The sequence below is a fragment of the Candidatus Zixiibacteriota bacterium genome, from assembly GCA_017999435.1.
GTDB lineage: Bacteria > Zixibacteria > MSB-5A5 > GN15 > FEB-12 > JAGNLV01.
In genome coordinates this window covers 329044-345081 of record JAGNLV010000001.1, presented here as the reverse complement: position 1 = coordinate 345081, position 16038 = coordinate 329044, and the positions used below count along the sequence as shown (strand labels likewise).

The following is a 16038-nucleotide window of genomic DNA, read 5'->3' as shown; positions in this document are numbered from 1 at the left end:
ATATTCGCGCCGCCGGCCGGCGGCAAACTGATTCCCACGGAGCTCGGCCAAATTCCGGCGCCCGGTGTCCTCTCGGCGCCGCCCGCCAAGGAGCCCGTCCGCGCCGATCTCAACCCGCCGGAACGGCGGCGGCGAGAGAGTCCTTCCCGACCGCGGTCTCAGGGTAGAGGTACGGTTTCAGGAGGTAGTCGCGGTAGTCGTGGGGGTTGCCTTCGAGTCCGGCCTCGGCGGCTTTGACGACATTGTAGGCCTCGCGGGCGGTCATGTAGTGGAGGCGGTAGCGGCGGCCGTCGTTGTACCGCTTTTCGATGTCGGTGAGCATGCGGTCGAAATTCTCGCCGAGGATGTTGCTGTCGCCGCCGCGGCGCAGGTCGGCGCCGTGGGTGAAGGGGCGGACAAACACCCAGTTGGGGCGGCCCTTGACATGGACATTAGCTTTCAGCCACACCTCGAAGCGGTGGAGCGAAGACGGGATCTCCCAGTACAGGTTGCCGTCGTCGAAGGTGGGATGGGTCTTGAAGCGCCAATCGGACCAGTCGATCATGTACGGGCCCTCGAAAATCTGAAGCTGGTCGGGGGTGGTGGCGAGGCCGACGGCGCTGCGGACGCCGGTGTCATGAGACTTGGGTTTCGCGGGGTCGTCGACGGCATAGTAGATCTTGTTCACCAGGGAGGGCTGGGCCGTTTGCCCCATGGCGGGGAAGGTGCAGTCGCTGTAGCAGCCGAGGTCGAGGAGGATGGAGATCTCGTCGTTGACGCCGCAGGGCATGCGATCGCCGACCGGCGCCCCGGAGTTGTCCAGCGCCCAGTTGCCGTGGATGAAGGAGAAACGGCTGCGGCCGTCGGGCGTCACCAGCGCGCCGTGGGCGCGGAGGGAATCGAGGCCGGCGGAGAGCTTCTCCCGGAGCGAGGCGGAGGAATCGTCGAAGTGGTGGAGGTGCACCTCGACGTCGCCAAGACCGAGGCGGCAGAGCTTGACGAGACTGTCGACTTCCCATCCGCGGAAGGCCTCGATGGGATAGTACCAGGAGTGCCGGAGCGGGACGCCGTTGGCGTCGCGGTGCTTCTCGGCGACGGCGCGGTAGTCGGTCATCCAGCGGTTGACGATTTCCGGTTTGCCGCCCGGTTCCCAGTGGTCGACGACGACGAAGATGATGTCGGTGAGGTCGGCGGTGGCGGCGAAGCCGGGGCTGTCGGCCAGGTAGTCGGGGAGCCAGATGAAGGCGTGGCCGCGGTAGAGTTTGTAGGTCATGGCGCCGCCGGCGAGGAGCCCGACGATGACGACCGCAATGAGCGCGGTGCGGAAGAGCTTCATTCGCTGTCTATCTCCTTCAGTGAGCGGCCGGGTACATCTGTCCTGTTAAGGCCGAGGGGGACGTCTCTTACACGCAGACCGCCGATGCGTTCCTGCTGTGCAAACCGCGGGCGCGGGGGATAAGTTCCCCGATTCAGGAAGGCCGCCGGCAGACGACTTCGGCGATCATCAAAAAGCCACTTCTCAATATATTGGCGGGGCCATGGAGAGCAAGGCAAATCAACGACTCGGGACGAGGCGCGCAAAAGGGTCGGGGGATCAGGAACGGCGGCGGGGGCGGGCCGCGGCGCGGCAGGTTTCGTAGAGGGTCTCGTGGCGGCCGACGGCCTCGCGGTATTCATAAGTGCAGCGGGCGTAATCGGCGGCAGCGCGGCCGAGGCGGGTCCGGAGGGCGGGGTCGGCGATGAGGCGGTCGAGGCAGGCGACGAAGGCGTCGAGGTCATCGGGTGGAAACACCAGGCCATGTTCGCCGCCGACGGCCTCACGGTTGCCGCCGACGTCGGACACCACCGGGGGGATGCCGGCGGCCATGTACTCGATGATGGCGTTGGAGAGGCTCTCGCCGTGCGAGCAGAGGACGCCGATGTCGAGAGCCGCCAGGACGGGGAGGACGTCGGCGACCTGGCCGGTGAGGATGGCGGTGTCCTGCAGGCCGAGCTCGTGGAGGCGGCACTCGATGGGTTCGCGCTGGTCGCCGTCGCCGGCGATCAGGAACCGCGTGTCGGGGCGGCGGGAGTGGACGCGGGCGGCGGCCTCGACGAAGAGGCGGTGGTTCTTGATGGGGCGGAGGTTGGCGATGATGCCGATGAGGACGTGGCGGTCGGCCACGCCCCAGGCCGACCGCGCGGCGGCGCGCAATTCGGGCGTCAGGTTCGCGAACGGAGCGAAATCAAGACCGTTGTAAATGACGTGCATGCGGTCGGCGGCGATCCGCTCAACTTCGATCGAGTAGTCGGCTGTCAGGCGGGAGTTCGCGATGTAACAGGTGGTCAGGCGGCGAAGCAGGCGGAGGAGGAAAAGCCAGGCCGGGGTGTGCCAGTAGTCCTTGCCGAAATTGCGGCGGCTGGAGATGATGACGGGAACCCCCGAAAGCCAGCCGGAGACGGTGCCGAAGAGGTTGGAATCGATGAAGAAAGTCTGGACGATGTCGATGCGGTGCCGGCGGACATAGCGGCGGAACCGCAGCAGCGCCCCTGTCGTCGCGGGGGAGCGGAGCGAGCGGACGCCGATGATTTCAACCGGGCAGGGCAGCGAGTTTCGCTCCAGCCAGGGGGAGGACTGGAGGCACAGGAGGTGCGGTTCGAAGCGGGAGCGGTCGAGGTGGCGCACGAGGAGCAGAAGCTGCTTCTCGGTGCCGGCGCCGGGGGTGGCGATGGTGTCGATGACGAAGGCGATGCGGATCATACGGTCCTGTCCCTTTGGTTCAGCACGTCGGCATAGAGGGCGAACAGCTCGCGGGCCTGCTTCTCGAAGGAGAACGATTCCCGCACGAGATTGAGCGCGTTGGCGGCGACACGCCGACGGAGGGCGGGGTCGTCCCCCATGCGCACGAGGGCGTCGGCGAGTTGCCGCGGATCGGCCGGGGGGGGCAGCAGGCCGGTGTCGCCATCGCGGATAAGTTCCGGCACGCCGCCGACCGCGGTGGCCACCACGGGAACACCGAGAGCCATGGCCTCGAGCACGACGTTGGGGAGCCCCTCGGAGAGGGAAGGGTTGACGACGAGATCGGCGCCCCGGAGGCAGGCGGCCAGGTCCCGTTCGAAACCCGGGCAGAGAACGCGGTCGTTCAGGCCGCGGGATTCGATCTCGTGGCGGGTGCGCTCGAGGTCGGGGCCATCGCCGAAGAGGACGAAACGGAGGCCGGGGAGGCGAGGGAGGGCGAGTTCGGCGGCGCGGACGAGGTCGAGCTGTCCCTTTTCAGGCGAGAAGCGGCCGGCGGCGACGGCAACGAGAGAGTGCGCAGGGAAGCCGAAGCGGCTTTTCAGGTCGACGGGGGTGACGGCGGCGAAAGCGGCGGTGTCGATGGCGTTGTGGACGACGGCGATGCGGCGGTCGGGCACGAGACGGCGGCGGAGGGAGGCTTTCTCGCCCTCGGAGACGGCGACGACGCGGTCGGCGAACCGCAGGCACAAGCGCTCCAGTTCGTTGTAGAGCCGAATCCTGAGGGTCTCGCGCGTGCGGCCGCGGGAGAAGGCGATCCAGCGGACGGGGGTGAAGCGGACGGCGAGGCAGCCGAGGACGGTTGAGCGGTAGTCGTGGGTGCAGAGGATGGCGATGTCGCGATCGCGCAGGACCCGGCGGATGAGGCCGAGGGCGCGGCGGTCGTAGGCGCCGGCGACGCCGACGAGGTGAGTCGGGAGACGGTCGGCGGCCACCCGGGCCAGCAGGTCGGGGGAGCGACCGGACTCGGCGTAGGAGGCGACGATGACCTCGAAGACGGAGTCGCGGGCGGCCCGGGCGTGGCAATGGAGCTGGCGTTCCGGACCGCCGTAGAAGTTGCTCGCCCGCAGGTGGAGAACGCTCACTTTTGCTGCATCACGCGGCATAAGTACTCGTACATTTTGTGTCCGAGAATATCCCATCGGTACTCCCGTTCGACGAGGCGGCGGCCGTTTTCGCCGAGTCGCCTGCGCAGGTCGGGTTCGCCCAGGCACCGCAGAACGGCCTGCGCGAACGCCGGAGCGTCGTCGGCGATCATGATGTTTTCGTCCGCGGCCACCCGAAGGCCCTCGGCGCCCACGCTGGTGGAGACAACCGCCTTGCGCATGGCCATGGCCTCGAGGATCTTCAGGCGCGAGCCGCCGCCGATGCGCAGGGGGACAATGAAGACGGCGGCCCGGGCGAGGTAGGGACGGACATCGGCGACCGTGCCGGTGACCGTAACGCCCTCGACGCGCCCGAGTTCCCGGATGCGGCGGACAGGATCGCGGCCGACGATGGTGACGGCGAGGTTGGGGCGCGCCCGGCGGAGGAGCGGAAAGATCTCCTGGACAAACCAGAGCGCGGCGTCCTGATTGGGGCGCCAGTCCATAGCGCCGGAGAAGACAATTTGACCGGGGTCGGGGTCGTCGGCCGGGGCGGTGAAATAACCGACATCGACGCCGTTCTCAACCACCGCCGGGGGGTAGGGGACGCCGAGCTCGGCGATCTGGCGGGCTTCGCTCTCGGAGACCGCGATGGCGCCGTCGACCCACCCGAAACAGCGCGCCTCGAACGCTTCCACCTTGGTGCGCTGAAGCCGAATGTACAGCCTTCGGAGCGGCTGGGTTTCCTGCTGTTCGTAGCGGCGCCAGATAGCGGCTTCGATGTTGTGGGCGGTGATCACTTTTCGGACGCCCGGCAGGTCCTTGACAAACCGGGCGTAGGGGGTCCACTCGCACAGGACCAGGTCGAACGAGTGCCGGGCGAGGAGCTGGCGGAGGCGGCGGTGGAAACGGCGGGTGGTGTGGCTGGTGACGATGTACGGATAGGGGGAGAAGAGATTGCCGAAGAGGCGCCAGTAGAAGCGGAGGCCGCTCTGGCGACGGTCCGGGGCCGGGACAGCCACCGGGGTGAGACCGTCGCGTTCGAACCGGCGGAAACCCTCGGAGTCAGGATCGCCGTAGGCGAGCGTCGTGATGTCGCAGCGGCGGGACAGTTCGCGGAGGAGGTTGTAGGTGCGGAGGCGCTTGCCCGAAGTGAGGGGGTAGGGGAATTCCTCGTCAATCAGCAAGAGGCGGAGGCGCGACGTGGTCTCATCCATAGCTACCTTCCGGCGGGCGCCGCGCTCACCGGGGCCCGAGTGCACACCGGGGATCCGGACGGCGCCTGCATGATCGTTTCAACATACTCAAATTCAAACGGAAAGTCCGGTCCAATTTTACGGTTCTTGGCCGCCGGGGAGCGCGCCGGTCGGGGCGGACTCAGCGGCGGCGGGAGGGGGGCGGCACGCGCGAGATAATGTAGCGGTACTTGCCGGAGGGGGCGCGCTCGATATGGTCGACGTATTCGATGGTGTAGGCGATGTCGGGGCTGATCTCACGTCGGCAGACGTCGATGAGTTCGGCGGCCCGCCCGGCGAGTTCCCCGGGCCGGCCGGCGATGCGGATAACGATGCGGTCGAGCGACTCCTGCATGAGCTGCATGGGCACGCCGGGGTTGATCCGGGCGAAGAGGTAGACGACAATGGCGCCGGCGATGCCGTGGCCATCGGGACACCAGATGTTGTCGGTCTCGCGGCCGCGGATGTCAATGAGGCGGGGGGTTGTGCGGCCGCAGGTGCAGGGAGCGTCGTCGAGCCGGGCGAAGTCGCCGGTGTCATAGCGGATAAAGGGCATGCCGCGGTTGACCAGATCGGTGACGACCAGGCTGCGGCCGGGACTGCCGGGTCCGCGATCGATGCTTTCGAAGTACACGCTTTCCATAAAATAGTGGAGGCCGTTGTGGGCGGGGCACTCGAGGGCGGCCAGACCCATCTCGCGCGATCCGTAGCGCTCGCAGACCTCCTCGCCAAAGGTCGCCCGAATGAGTTGTTTCTGGAAGTCGTAGACCGGTTCGGCCGTGAGGTTGACCATCGGCACGCGGAACGGCTCGATGTCTCCGGCCTCGATGGCGGCGGCGAGGTCGTAGGCGAGCGACGGGTAGGCGGAAAGCCAGGTCGGGCGGTACCGGCGGGCGAGGGCGGCGAAGCTGCGGTAGCTCTCGGTCCCGAGGCGGGTGACGTCGGCGAAAAACGTGCGCACGGCCCAGCGCTGGAGGAGTCTTCCCCGCGCGGTCGCCGGTGCCACGAGGTCGCGAGGGGCGCCCCAGAGCCATCCCTGCCACTGCCCCGCGCGCCAGCCGTAGTAGCGGAAGGTGGTGTAATCGACGGCGCGGCGGAAGAGGAGACAGCGCGGGTCGCGGTAGAAGGTGAAGGGGATGCCGGAGGTCCCGCCGGTGCCAGCGGCGCGGAGGCGGTCTTTCGGCAAACAGAGGACCTCGTCTGCGGCGCGGACGAGCTCGATCTTGTTGGTCTCGGGGAGCAGGGCGAGGTCGGCCCGGCCCTTGACGTCGCCCGGTTTGAACCCGACGGCCGCGAATTTGCGCCGGTAGAACGGGCTGTGGGCGAAGGCGTGGTCGACGATCGCGGCGAGCGCCTTGTCCTGGGCGGCCTCGAGCTCATCGCGGGAGAGGGAGAAGTTGCGCTCGAGCTCGCGGACAAGGGGGTAGATGGCGCGCTCGCCCCGATAGGCGGCGAGGGCGTAGCGGTTGAGGGCGGCGAACAGTTCAAGGGGGCCGCGCGGGCGGGCGGGAAAGCGCGTAAGTCTCATCCGGGCAGGAGTCCTTTCTCCGCACCGGGGAGGGGTTCGGGGGAGCCGGGGGTGGCGCCTGACGGGCGCTGGGCGGCGAGGTGGCGGTCCCAGACGATTTTGCTGACGATGACGATGAAGCCGGCCGTGAAGTACCAGTTGTCGCGGAAAAGATTGTGGCCAAACAGGCCCTGCACGAAGAGCATAATGAGGCCGATCTTGATGGCCTGGCGCATCTGGAAAAGGAAGTCGGGCGGCCAGCCGTGTTCGTCGTACAGGCGTTTGATGAGTTTGAGCGTGCCGGCGAAGCGGGCGATGAAGAAGCTGAAGGCGGCGACGCCGATGAGGCCGAGTTCGCCGACGAGTTTGCCGACCAGGTTGTGGGCGTCGGTCCAGTCGCCGTTCGGCTCGAGGTGGTGATGCCAGCCGAAATTGGAGATGCCGACGCCGGTCAGGGGATTCTTCAGGAGGAATTTGAAGCCGAGTTTGAAGCCGTTGATGCGCCCGCGGGCCGAATCGGAAGCGCCGAATTCATCCTGCTCGTTGATGCGGAAAATGGACATGAAGCGGTTCTGATACTGATCGGGCATGACGGCGGCGATGCAGACCAGAACGGCGAAGGCGACGACGAAGCCGAGCGTTTTGTGGCGCGAGTGCCAGACGAGGAGGAGCATCAGGGCGATGCCACCGACCATGCCGCCGCGCGATCCGGTGAGCATGATGGCCCAGAAACAGGAGCCGATGAGGGCGAACATGAACAGCTTCAACAGCGCGCTGCGGTGGGCCTTGGCCATGTAGAACATGAAGGGAACGCCGAGGACGAGGCTCGAGGCCATGGTGTTGGGGTCGATGAGCCCGCCGCCGAAAGAGTGGAGACGCTGGATACCCTGGCGCACCTCAAACTCGCCGCGGTAGTACTGGATGGTGGACGAGATGGCCAAAAACCCGATGGAGATGATGAAGAGCATGATGATGGCTTTGAGCTGCCCCTCCGTCTTGACTATCCTGACCATGACCAGGTAGACCAGAAACAGGCGGAGGAAGCGCTGCCAGTCCTCCCAGGCGGCGGCGAGATCGACGGCGCCGAGGATGGAGAGGTAGGTGGCGAGGATCATCGCCGCAAAACCGACGTCGAGCCGGTACAGGTCGAATTCCTTCTTCAGAATAGCGATGTGGATGAGGAGGATGCCGATGACGGCGAAGGCGAGAACTTTCTCGTAAGGAAACGCGACCGTCTGCATGAAGGGGAAGATCTGGTTGGGGTCCATGAAGAAAATGATGAGGTAGAGGTAGAGGCCGAAGTAGGGGTAGCGCAGGGTGCCGATGACGAACACGACGACGCCGAGGAGCGCAAACGGGAGGATGTGGTAGGGGAAGGGGAGGGCGACCAGCAGGCCCGAGAGGATCATGGCGGCGGCGAAAGCGGCGTAGGCGAGATGCTCGGGCCGCAGGTACGCCCGCGATCCGCCGGGGAGATGATGCGTTGTGGTTGCCATAGTCGCTTATACCGTCTGTTCGGACGTTTTCGTTCCGACCTTCAATATAGGCCGTTCTAATGCAGTTTCAAAGACCGTCCTTGCGGGGCGGGACTTTGGAGACGGTGAAGCGGTGCTTGCCGCCCGCGGTCGGGGGGATATCGTCGACGAGAGCGATTTCAAGCCGGACGCGGGGACCGAGCTTGTCGCGGATGCGGTCGCGGAAGAAGGCGGTGTCGAGGTCCCGAGTGCGCGGGACCAGGAGGAGTCGAAAGTCGTATTCCGTTTCCTGAATCAATTGAAAGGCTTTGACTTCAGGGCGGCCATAAAAGAGATGGGTGAAGTACTCGCCATGGATATGGCGGCCCTCAACTGTAATGATGTCGGAGCTTCGGCCGGCGATCTTCTCCAACCGGGGGTAGGTGCGCCCGCAGGGGCAGAGGCCTGATTTCAGGGCCGCCAGATCGCCGTTGAGGTAGCGGATGAAGGGGAACGCGCGGTTGGTCAGATCGGTGACCGCGATGTGGCCGACCTCGCCGGGGGGCAGGAGGCGACCGCGGTCGTCGACAATCTCGACCATGCGGGCCGAGGCGAAGATGTGCAGACCGTCGTGGGCGGCGCATTCGGCTGCGATGTTGTTGACCTCGCGCGAGCCGTAGAAATTGTGCACGGGGGCGTCAAACGCCTGCTCGATGGCGGCGCGCTGGACGGGGTAGAGCATTTCCGCGGAAGACCGGATGGCGAGGGGGCGGAAGCCGAGGGGGCGGCCCCGGGCGATGAAAGTGGCGACGTGGTACAGGGAGGAGGCGTAGCCGTAGATGTAGCGCGGTCGGAAAGCGTTGAGCTGTTTGAGAAAGGCGTCGATCTGGGCCTCGGACATCGCAAAGGAGTTGAGCTGGCGAACACGGTTGAGGCGGAGCATGAGACGCGTGTACAGGGACTCCTCCTTGAGGTCGCGGTCGGCGCCCCAGAAGACGGCCGTGCGGTCGCCGGGGCGGACCCCCATCCACGAGAGAAAGAACAGCTCATGGGCGCGGCCCCAGTTGAGGTAGGTCAGGTCGTGGTGGAAATTGACCGGCCGGCCGGTGGAGCCGCCAGAGGAATCCGGGTAGGAGCCCGGGATGCCGGGGCAGAGGAGGCGGGAGCCCTCCTCCTGAACAATCTCGCGGGTGAGCAGAGGGATCCGCGAGAGGATTTCGTGCGGGGCAATTCGCTCCAGATCGGGTTCGAGGCCGGCGAGGAGGTCGCGGTAGTAGGGGGAATGGAGACGGGCGTGCGCCAGCAGGTCGAGGAGCCGGCGGCGGCGGAGATCGTCGAGGTCCGGTCGAGGGAGGAACTGCTCGCGGCGCAGCCGGGCCGCCAGGCGGTACACGCCGGTGCGATCGCGGAGGTCTTTCAGCCGGAAGAGGGTGCTGTGGAAGAGGTTGTACAGTCCCATGGGATTTCCCGCGCGGGCTCAGCGGCCCGGGGCGGTCTTTTTCTCCGGCGGTTGAGGTCCAGCCGCCCGCGAGCGGAAAAACCGGCCGAGGAAGCGGCGGCGGTCAGCGTCATCAAGGATCCGCCAGGCGAAGCCGGCCAGCGAGACGGCGGTGACAGCCGAAATCTGCGCCAAAAATCCCACCCAGCCGGGCAGCGGCAGGTAGGACACCGCCCAGGCGACCGGCAGCGTGAACAGGAGGGCAGTGGCGATGGAAAGGCCGCTGTCGCGGTAGAAGTCCGAGAGCCGGGCGCGGATAGTGCGGTGGAAGACGTACGGGTAGACGAAGGAGTAGATGACGACCTGTGGAATGGCCGTGCCGAGCGCGACGCCGTAGACCCCCCACACGTGGACGAGGGCGAGGCTCAGACCGATGTTGGCGAGGGCCTCGACCCCCAGGATGTACAGCAGCGTGGGGTGACGGCCGATGCCGAGGAGCACCGAGTTGGTGATCATCTGCGGCAGATAGATGCAGGCCGGGGCGATGAGGATGAAGAGGATGGTGACGGTGGTGTCGAAGCCGGGGCCCATCCACAACCCGACGAACTGGCGCCCGAAGAAGAACACTCCCACGCCGATGAGAGTGGAGATGTAGTAGAGGTAGCGCACGGTCTTGCGGTGGAGGGCGGCGATCTCGGCCAGGTCGCTGGTGGCGTCGAGGTGGCTGATCACCGGGACCAAAGGGGTGCCGATCGAGGCCACGATGGAGCGGAGGTTGTTGATGATGGTGCCGGCGATGTTGAAGTAGGCGACCGCCTGGGTGGAGATGAACATGCCGACCACGATGTTGTCGGTGGAGAAGATGACGATCCAGGCCATGACGATGAGGAAACTGACGAGGCCGTAGTTGAACAGCTCCCTGATGCGCTGGCGGTTCACGTATTTCCGGTTGTACTCGATCTGGGGGACGATGCGGTGCTGGAAGAAGCGTTTGAGCAGGAGGGAGCCGAAGTTGGTCAGCAGGGTGACCAGGGCAAGGGCGATGAGGCCGTAGCCCTGCATGAGGAGGACGATCGTGCAGGCGGCGCCGACGAGGGTGCGGCCGATTTCGATGGCGTTGAGCAGGTCATAGCGGTGAAAGGGGCCGAGCGCGGTGCTCGCCATGAGGTAAAAGTACATCGCCTGGTTGACGCCCATGATGATGAGGGCGATGCGCATGAGCGGGAGGAGATCCTCGCTCACCGCGAAATAGTCGACGAAGAAGGCGGCGATAATGGCGGCGGTGATGAGCACGAGCGTGCCCGAGACCGCGTAAATGACACTGCTGGAGTTGATCACCTCGTTGAGTTTCTCGTAATCCTGGGTGGCGTAGTACTTGGGGAGGTAGCGGGCGAGGCTCTGTTTGAAGCCGACGTCGAAGAAATTGGTGTAGTGGATGATCGAGAAGATGAGGGCCCAGATGCCGTAGACGTCTTTCCCGAGCGCGTGGACGACAAAGGGGGTCATGACCAGGGCGATGACGGTGTAGATCGCCATCTGCACCCAGTTGGACGTGACGTTGCGGAGGAGCCGCTGCTTGGGGTCGATCGTCATGGGGTCTGCCTGATCCACCGCGTCCCGGCCTTGGCAAGGTGAAACTCCAGCTCGCGGTACGTTTCACCGCCCAGGTCCAGGCGCGGGAGGGCGAACATGTTCTCGGGGGCCAGCGGATACCGGCAGGGCAGGCGGACGGTCGTGAAGCCGGCCTCGTAGCCGGCGGCCCGGGCCGCGTCGCCGATGCGCCGCTCGTACCGTCCCTGCGGGTAGGCCACCGCGCGCACCCGCTTGCCGAGTTTTTCCTCCAAAGTTAGCTTGGACTGACTGAGTTCGCACGCAATTTCTTCGTCGGAAAGGTAGGGCAGCTTGCGGTGGCTGAGGGTATGGGACTCGATGGCGATGCGATGGCGTTCGAGGTAGCGGAGAGCCTCCCAGTCCATGCAGTACACGGGGACCGGGGCGGCGGGAGCGATGAGGCGCTGCCACGCGGCCAGGAGGCGGTCGATGTCGTCGTGGTGGACCTGGTCGAGGGCGAGGTTGACGGCGCGGGCGAGGGGCCGCCGCCGCGCGGGCGGGGGGAGGGCGGAGTACCGGCGGACGACGGCGGCTACGGGGGCGGGCCATTCGCCCGCCCGGCGGACGATTTCGTCCCAGTGGCGGTCGTCGGCGTGGCGGATGGCATTGGAGACGCGGACGTGCCAGAACTGGTCGGCCGTGCCGATCAGCTGCACCGGCGCCATAATCGCGGCGGGAATATCGCGGCGCCGCAGTTCGGGAAGGGCGTAGTCGATGAAGCCGGCATCGGCGTCATCGAAAGTGAGAAGCGCCGAATGGGTTTCCGCGGGGCGGCGGCCGCTGACGATGGCGAGAAAGGTGTCGAGGTCGACCATGTGGAAGTGGCGCGTGAGAACGTCGAGGTGCCGCGAAAATATCCCGGTGTCCAGGCCGCGTTCGTAGTCGGTATAGAATGAGGCGGTGGCCCGTGAGTCAACGATGCGGTGGTAGACGAAGGCCGCCACGACATACTGCCCGCGCACGAGGCGGTGGAGGGCATAGGGCAGGTCGGCGAACCGCAGTCGGTGGGCGGCGAAGGCGGCCAGAGTGCGGGCAAGGCGTTTCATGAGACAATCTCCCCTGTTTATACTCTCTTCAGCGGACTACCGGACCGTCCGCGCCGGTCCGGACCCCGGGCGAGTCCGGAGCACGCTGTCGATGACGGGTTGGGCAGCCGCAGCCATAATCTCGTATCCCTTATCGTTGACGTGGACGGGGTCGACGGAGTACTCGCGCGGCAGGTGGCCCTCGGCGTCGGAAAGGGCGCGGGCGTAGTCGATGAGCGGGAGATTCTCGGCGGCGGCCCAGGTGCGCGCCCAGGCGTTGAACTTCTGGAGCGTGTCGGCGACGCTGAAGTCGCCGATGGCGGCCTCCGGCCTGCCGGCCGGGATGATCGTGCAGACGATGGGCTGGATGTCGTGGGCGCGGGCCAGTTCAACCATCATCGCCATACCGTCCTGCATGACCGAGAGGGGCATGAACGGGCGGACGTTGATGGAGCAGAACTTGATCGCGACCGCATCGGGCTGCAGCTCGAGAACGTCGCGCTTGAAGCGGGCGAGCATGGCCGGGACAAGCTGGTTGCCGACGCCGCGGTTGATGGCGGCCACGCCGGGGAAAGCGGAATCGAGCTTCCAGCGGGCGGTGATGGAGGCGCCGAAGAAGACGACGCGGTTCGGGGGAGCGGAGCCGGCGGCGAGTTGGGTTTTGATCCGCTCGTTCTCTTCGAGAAAGGGGATTGCGGGGGCGGGCTGGTGGGTCGAGCGGGTGAGGATGCGCTTGAGCTCGCCGAGGGGGGAGCCGCCGTAGCGGACGTAGTGGTAGAACCCCCAGATGGCCACGAGGTTGAGCAGGAGCGAGCCGACGAGAACGATTTTGAGCACGGGCTGCATAGTATGGTAGCCTCCGTCAGATTATTCCAGGTTGACCTTCCGGGCCGGGTTGCCCAGGACGGTGGCGTCGTCGGGAACGTCCTTGTAGATGACGCTGCCGGCGCCGACGGTGCAGTTTTTGCCGACGTTGGCGAGGACGAGGGCGCCCTCGCCGATCCAGGAACGCTCGCCGATCGTGACCCGGCTGTAGCTGCCCTCGACGCCGGCGCCGCGGAGTTCGCCGGGTCGGCCGTGCTGGTACTTGCCCGAGAGGATCGAGACGCGGGCGGCGAGCATGACGTCGGGTCCGATGTCGGCGTAGCCGACGATCGAGTGGCAGCCGATGATCGCGCCCCTACGCACCGTCGTGTCGCGGTGGGCGACCATGCTCCCGTAGAGGAACACGACGCCGGTCTCGACGTGGGCGCAGACCGCCCAGTAGAATGCGCCGCGGAAGTACTCGCCGAAGAAGGTGGGGACCGAGGCGAGCAGCTCTTTGCACGAGCCGTAGAGCTTCTCGCTCCGCCGCGAGGTGACGACGCCCTCCAGCCAGGTGATGAAAATGAGGGGCGCGGTCGCGACGAGCGCGGCGGCGAACACCAGGCGACGGAGGAGATTGTACACGGCGGTTCCCGGAACTCCTGCGCCCTCAGCGGGCGCTGTTATACTGCCGGATGAGGGTGAGCACGTCTTCCTCGCTGGCGAGACCCTGCTGGAAGTCGCGGATTTTGCGGTCGATATCGGCGCGCGTGACCCCGCCCGCGCCGCTGCGCTGGATGAGGATGTCGCGGACGGCGGTGCGGAGGAAGTCGATGAGGATGTCCTGGCCGAGCGTGGCCCCCGCCTGCGGGTTCGGGTGCGAATCGCCGTCCCCATAGTACGCGTTCTTCAAGCAGTAGCGGTTGACGCTGTCGGGACTCATCTCGCAGTAGGGGCGGTAGGTGTCGACTTTCCAGAGGTTCCGGTAGGGACCGTCATTGGTGTGGGTGAAGAAGGAGTCGCTGACGAACCAGGTGGCGAGGTCATACGTGATTTTGGCCTGGGCGGAGTCAAACACCTGCGTGCCGAGTCGCAGTGGCGTGCCGAACGCCAGGGCGACGTTGATCTCGGGGTGGTGGGCGATGGAGTCGCGGACGGCGCGATAGAGCACGCGAATGCTGTCGGCCTGTGCCGGCGTCATGTACGCCCAGCAGGCATAGGGGTTCTTGATGATGACCAGGTCGTAGCCGTCCTCCTCGGCCACCGAGTCGGGGAACTGCGAGGGAGTCTTGTGGGTCTTGAAGAGCTTCCAGAAGGTCTGCTGCTCCTTGTTGGGAACGTCGAAGAAGTGCTTGAGGAGGCCGGCGTAGGAGCCGCTCGTGAAGCCGCCGTCGCTGTTCCAGATGCGCATGCGGTTGTAGGAGCTGGTGACGAGATCGTAGGAGAAGTTGGAGAAGCGGTTGAAGGCGCAGCCGTTCTCGCCGCTGCCGTGGCAGGTGTCGCTCAGCGCGCTGAAGCCGGCATCGTTGTTGAGGCGGTAGCTGTGGAAGACGATGCGGGCAGTGTCGATGCCGTAGGAGACAACGGTGGTGTCGAGCGCCTCGGTGATGTTGCGGTTCCACTGGTTGCCCCAGCAGTAGCCCTCGACAATGATGGTGCCGGTGGAGTAGTGGATAAAGATGACCGAGACGCGCTGGGTGCGCGCCGCGAGCGTCCCCGCGGTAAGGAGGACGGCCAGTGTGAGGAGAATCAATCTTTTCCGCATCTGAGCATTCCTTGTGAGGTCAGGCCGCACTCGCCGAGCCTGCCGACATATAATGTCGAACGGGGCGACGAGGCAACCGTAAAGTGGAGGAGGACCGGTTACGTTTCGCAAGCACCGTACCCGCAACAAGGTACGGGCGTAACGCCGCGCCCCCTCCGGTTGTTCCTTTTGGACATAATGTCGGCGGAACAGGCGGGCAACCTTACCTCAAGCGGTCTCCCCGGTCTCGCTCTCCGAGCGGCGGGAAGGGCGGCGTATGAGGGGGAGGAAGCGGCTTTTACCGAACATCAGCACGCGACCCCAGCGGCGGGAGCCGGCGGTCCATAAGTCTATGTGCGGGCGCAACTTGTCGGTCCACCGGAGCTTGTACCCGTACGCCTGGCCGCCCATGTCGTGCTCCCATACCCCCGGGCGGGCAAACAAGTCCTGCAGCACCGCCTGCTGGAGATTGTGGCCGGGGCTCAGATCCTTGAAGGCGAGGTCGAAATCGGTGCGAATCAGCGAGAGGCGCTGCGGGCCGCAGAGGTAGTAGTCGAAGGCAATGGGGCGGCCATCGAGAAAAAGCACCCAGAGCTCCCACAACCCGGCCGGTTCGCCCAGGCGGCTGAAGTCATCGAGAAAAGCCACCACCTGCGGCAGCGAACCGAGATCGGTGCCCTCGGCGGCTTTCCAGCTGCGGGCGGAGACGTTGACAAGTTCAGGAAGGAGATGCTTGAATTCGACGTACGTGTCGACTTTCTTTATACTGACGTCGCCCGCGCGGCCGAGTTTGTTGGCGCCCGTACGGAGGTTCTGGCGGAAAGATTTGGGCAGAGACCGGAAGTAGTCCCCCCACGCGCCGCCGGTGGTGATGAACGGGGAGAGGCGTCCGGGTTCGCTCACGGCGGCGCGCCCGGTTTGGCTGAGAAACCCGGTGAAAGCGGCGGTGGCGGCGGCCTCGCGATCCAGCCCGCGGGCAACGACGAGATCGACGCCGGGGATAGCCAGGAGAAAAGCGAAGAACTCTTCGGCGGCGCAGTCGGGAGCAAGGATGACGTTGCAGCGCGGGGTGATCGTGGAGGCGGCGAAGCCGAGGACGCGGGCGGAAAGGCCCTTGATGCGTTCGCGCGAAACCAGCATCGGGGCGGCGGCGACGAGGCGGTCGCGGTCGCGGGCGACGGCGCAGCAGAGAGCCGACGAGCCGCTAAAGTGCGCCAGCCAGCAGGCGAACCACTCGTGGCGCATGAAGGCATGGTCGAGCGGGTGGCCGCGAAGCAGGTCGTTCCACGGGCCGTTCAGGTCCCGGAAGGCAGCGAGCGAAGTGATGATCTCCAGGCGCATAGTCATTCACACAGCGCGTGCGTTAGCGGCGGACCGGGC

General features: G+C 66.0%; 13 protein-coding genes. All 13 read right to left on the bottom strand.

What is annotated here, in order from left to right:
• Positions 1-109 precede the first annotated feature (109 nt).
• Positions 110-1315 (bottom strand): hypothetical protein, encoded by a 1206-nt coding sequence (locus KA261_01640; protein ID MBP7696485.1) that lies wholly within the window; start codon positions 1313-1315, stop codon positions 110-112.
• Positions 1316-1573: 258 nt separating this feature from the next.
• Positions 1574-2719, bottom strand: coding sequence for a glycosyltransferase (locus tag KA261_01635; protein MBP7696484.1), 1146 nt, complete (start codon positions 2717-2719; stop codon positions 1574-1576).
• On the bottom strand, positions 2716-3861 hold the full coding sequence (locus KA261_01630; protein MBP7696483.1) for a glycosyltransferase family 4 protein: 1146 nt from the start codon (positions 3859-3861) through the stop codon (positions 2716-2718). Before KA261_01630 ends, KA261_01635 begins: the two co-directional genes overlap by 4 nt.
• Positions 3837-5057, bottom strand: a complete 1221-nt coding sequence (locus KA261_01625) for a glycosyltransferase (protein MBP7696482.1) — start codon at positions 5055-5057, stop codon at positions 3837-3839. Before KA261_01625 ends, KA261_01630 begins: the two co-directional genes overlap by 25 nt.
• Before the next feature lie 160 nt (positions 5058-5217).
• Positions 5218-6603 carry a phenylacetate--CoA ligase family protein gene (locus tag KA261_01620; protein ID MBP7696481.1) on the bottom strand — a complete coding sequence of 462 codons (1386 nt, stop codon included), beginning with the start codon at positions 6601-6603 and terminating at the stop codon, positions 5218-5220.
• Positions 6600-8078, bottom strand: a complete 1479-nt coding sequence (locus tag KA261_01615; GenBank protein ID MBP7696480.1) for an O-antigen ligase family protein — start codon at positions 8076-8078, stop codon at positions 6600-6602. Before KA261_01615 ends, KA261_01620 begins: the two co-directional genes overlap by 4 nt.
• A gap of 67 nt (positions 8079-8145) precedes the next feature.
• Positions 8146-9495 (bottom strand): phenylacetate--CoA ligase family protein, encoded by a 1350-nt coding sequence (locus KA261_01610; GenBank protein MBP7696479.1) that lies wholly within the window; start codon positions 9493-9495, stop codon positions 8146-8148.
• 18 nt (positions 9496-9513) lie between these two features.
• Positions 9514-11067 (bottom strand): flippase, encoded by a 1554-nt coding sequence (locus tag KA261_01605; protein ID MBP7696478.1) that lies wholly within the window; start codon positions 11065-11067, stop codon positions 9514-9516.
• Positions 11064-12131, bottom strand: a complete 1068-nt coding sequence (locus KA261_01600; protein MBP7696477.1) for a polysaccharide deacetylase family protein — start codon at positions 12129-12131, stop codon at positions 11064-11066. The genes KA261_01605 and KA261_01600 overlap by 4 nt, the downstream gene beginning before the upstream one ends.
• A gap of 36 nt (positions 12132-12167) precedes the next feature.
• Positions 12168-12956: a hypothetical protein gene (locus tag KA261_01595; GenBank protein ID MBP7696476.1), complete on the bottom strand. Its 789-nt coding sequence runs from the start codon at positions 12954-12956 to the stop codon at positions 12168-12170.
• Positions 12957-12977: 21 nt separating this feature from the next.
• The gene (locus tag KA261_01590; protein ID MBP7696475.1) at positions 12978-13559 is read right to left on the bottom strand and encodes an acyltransferase; all 582 of its coding nucleotides are present in this window, start codon (positions 13557-13559) and stop codon (positions 12978-12980) included.
• Between the two features lie 25 nt (positions 13560-13584).
• Entirely contained in the window at positions 13585-14679 is a 1095-nt protein-coding gene (locus KA261_01585; GenBank protein MBP7696474.1) for a hypothetical protein, read from the bottom strand.
• 207 nt (positions 14680-14886) lie between these two features.
• On the bottom strand, positions 14887-15999 hold the full coding sequence (locus KA261_01580; GenBank protein ID MBP7696473.1) for a GNAT family N-acetyltransferase: 1113 nt from the start codon (positions 15997-15999) through the stop codon (positions 14887-14889).
• Positions 16000-16038 lie beyond the last annotated feature (39 nt).

What these genes read in the sequence shown, in the direction of transcription:
- KA261_01640 (MBP7696485.1), bottom strand. Translation starts at nt 1,315, where the DNA reads ATGAAGCTCTTCCGCACCGCGCTCATTGCGGTCGTCATCGTCGGGCTC.
- KA261_01635 (MBP7696484.1), bottom strand. Translation starts at nt 2,719, where the DNA reads ATGATCCGCATCGCCTTCGTCATCGACACCATCGCCACCCCCGGCGCC.
- KA261_01630 (MBP7696483.1), bottom strand. Translation starts at nt 3,861, where the DNA reads ATGCCGCGTGATGCAGCAAAAGTGAGCGTTCTCCACCTGCGGGCGAGC.
- KA261_01625 (MBP7696482.1), bottom strand. Translation starts at nt 5,057, where the DNA reads ATGGATGAGACCACGTCGCGCCTCCGCCTCTTGCTGATTGACGAGGAA.
- KA261_01620 (MBP7696481.1), bottom strand. Translation starts at nt 6,603, where the DNA reads ATGAGACTTACGCGCTTTCCCGCCCGCCCGCGCGGCCCCCTTGAACTG.
- KA261_01615 (MBP7696480.1), bottom strand. Translation starts at nt 8,078, where the DNA reads ATGGCAACCACAACGCATCATCTCCCCGGCGGATCGCGGGCGTACCTG.
- KA261_01610 (MBP7696479.1), bottom strand. Translation starts at nt 9,495, where the DNA reads ATGGGACTGTACAACCTCTTCCACAGCACCCTCTTCCGGCTGAAAGAC.
- KA261_01605 (MBP7696478.1), bottom strand. Translation starts at nt 11,067, where the DNA reads ATGACGATCGACCCCAAGCAGCGGCTCCTCCGCAACGTCACGTCCAAC.
- KA261_01600 (MBP7696477.1), bottom strand. Translation starts at nt 12,131, where the DNA reads ATGAAACGCCTTGCCCGCACTCTGGCCGCCTTCGCCGCCCACCGACTG.
- KA261_01595 (MBP7696476.1), bottom strand. Translation starts at nt 12,956, where the DNA reads ATGCAGCCCGTGCTCAAAATCGTTCTCGTCGGCTCGCTCCTGCTCAAC.
- KA261_01585 (MBP7696474.1), bottom strand. Translation starts at nt 14,679, where the DNA reads ATGCGGAAAAGATTGATTCTCCTCACACTGGCCGTCCTCCTTACCGCG.
- KA261_01580 (MBP7696473.1), bottom strand. Translation starts at nt 15,999, where the DNA reads ATGCGCCTGGAGATCATCACTTCGCTCGCTGCCTTCCGGGACCTGAAC.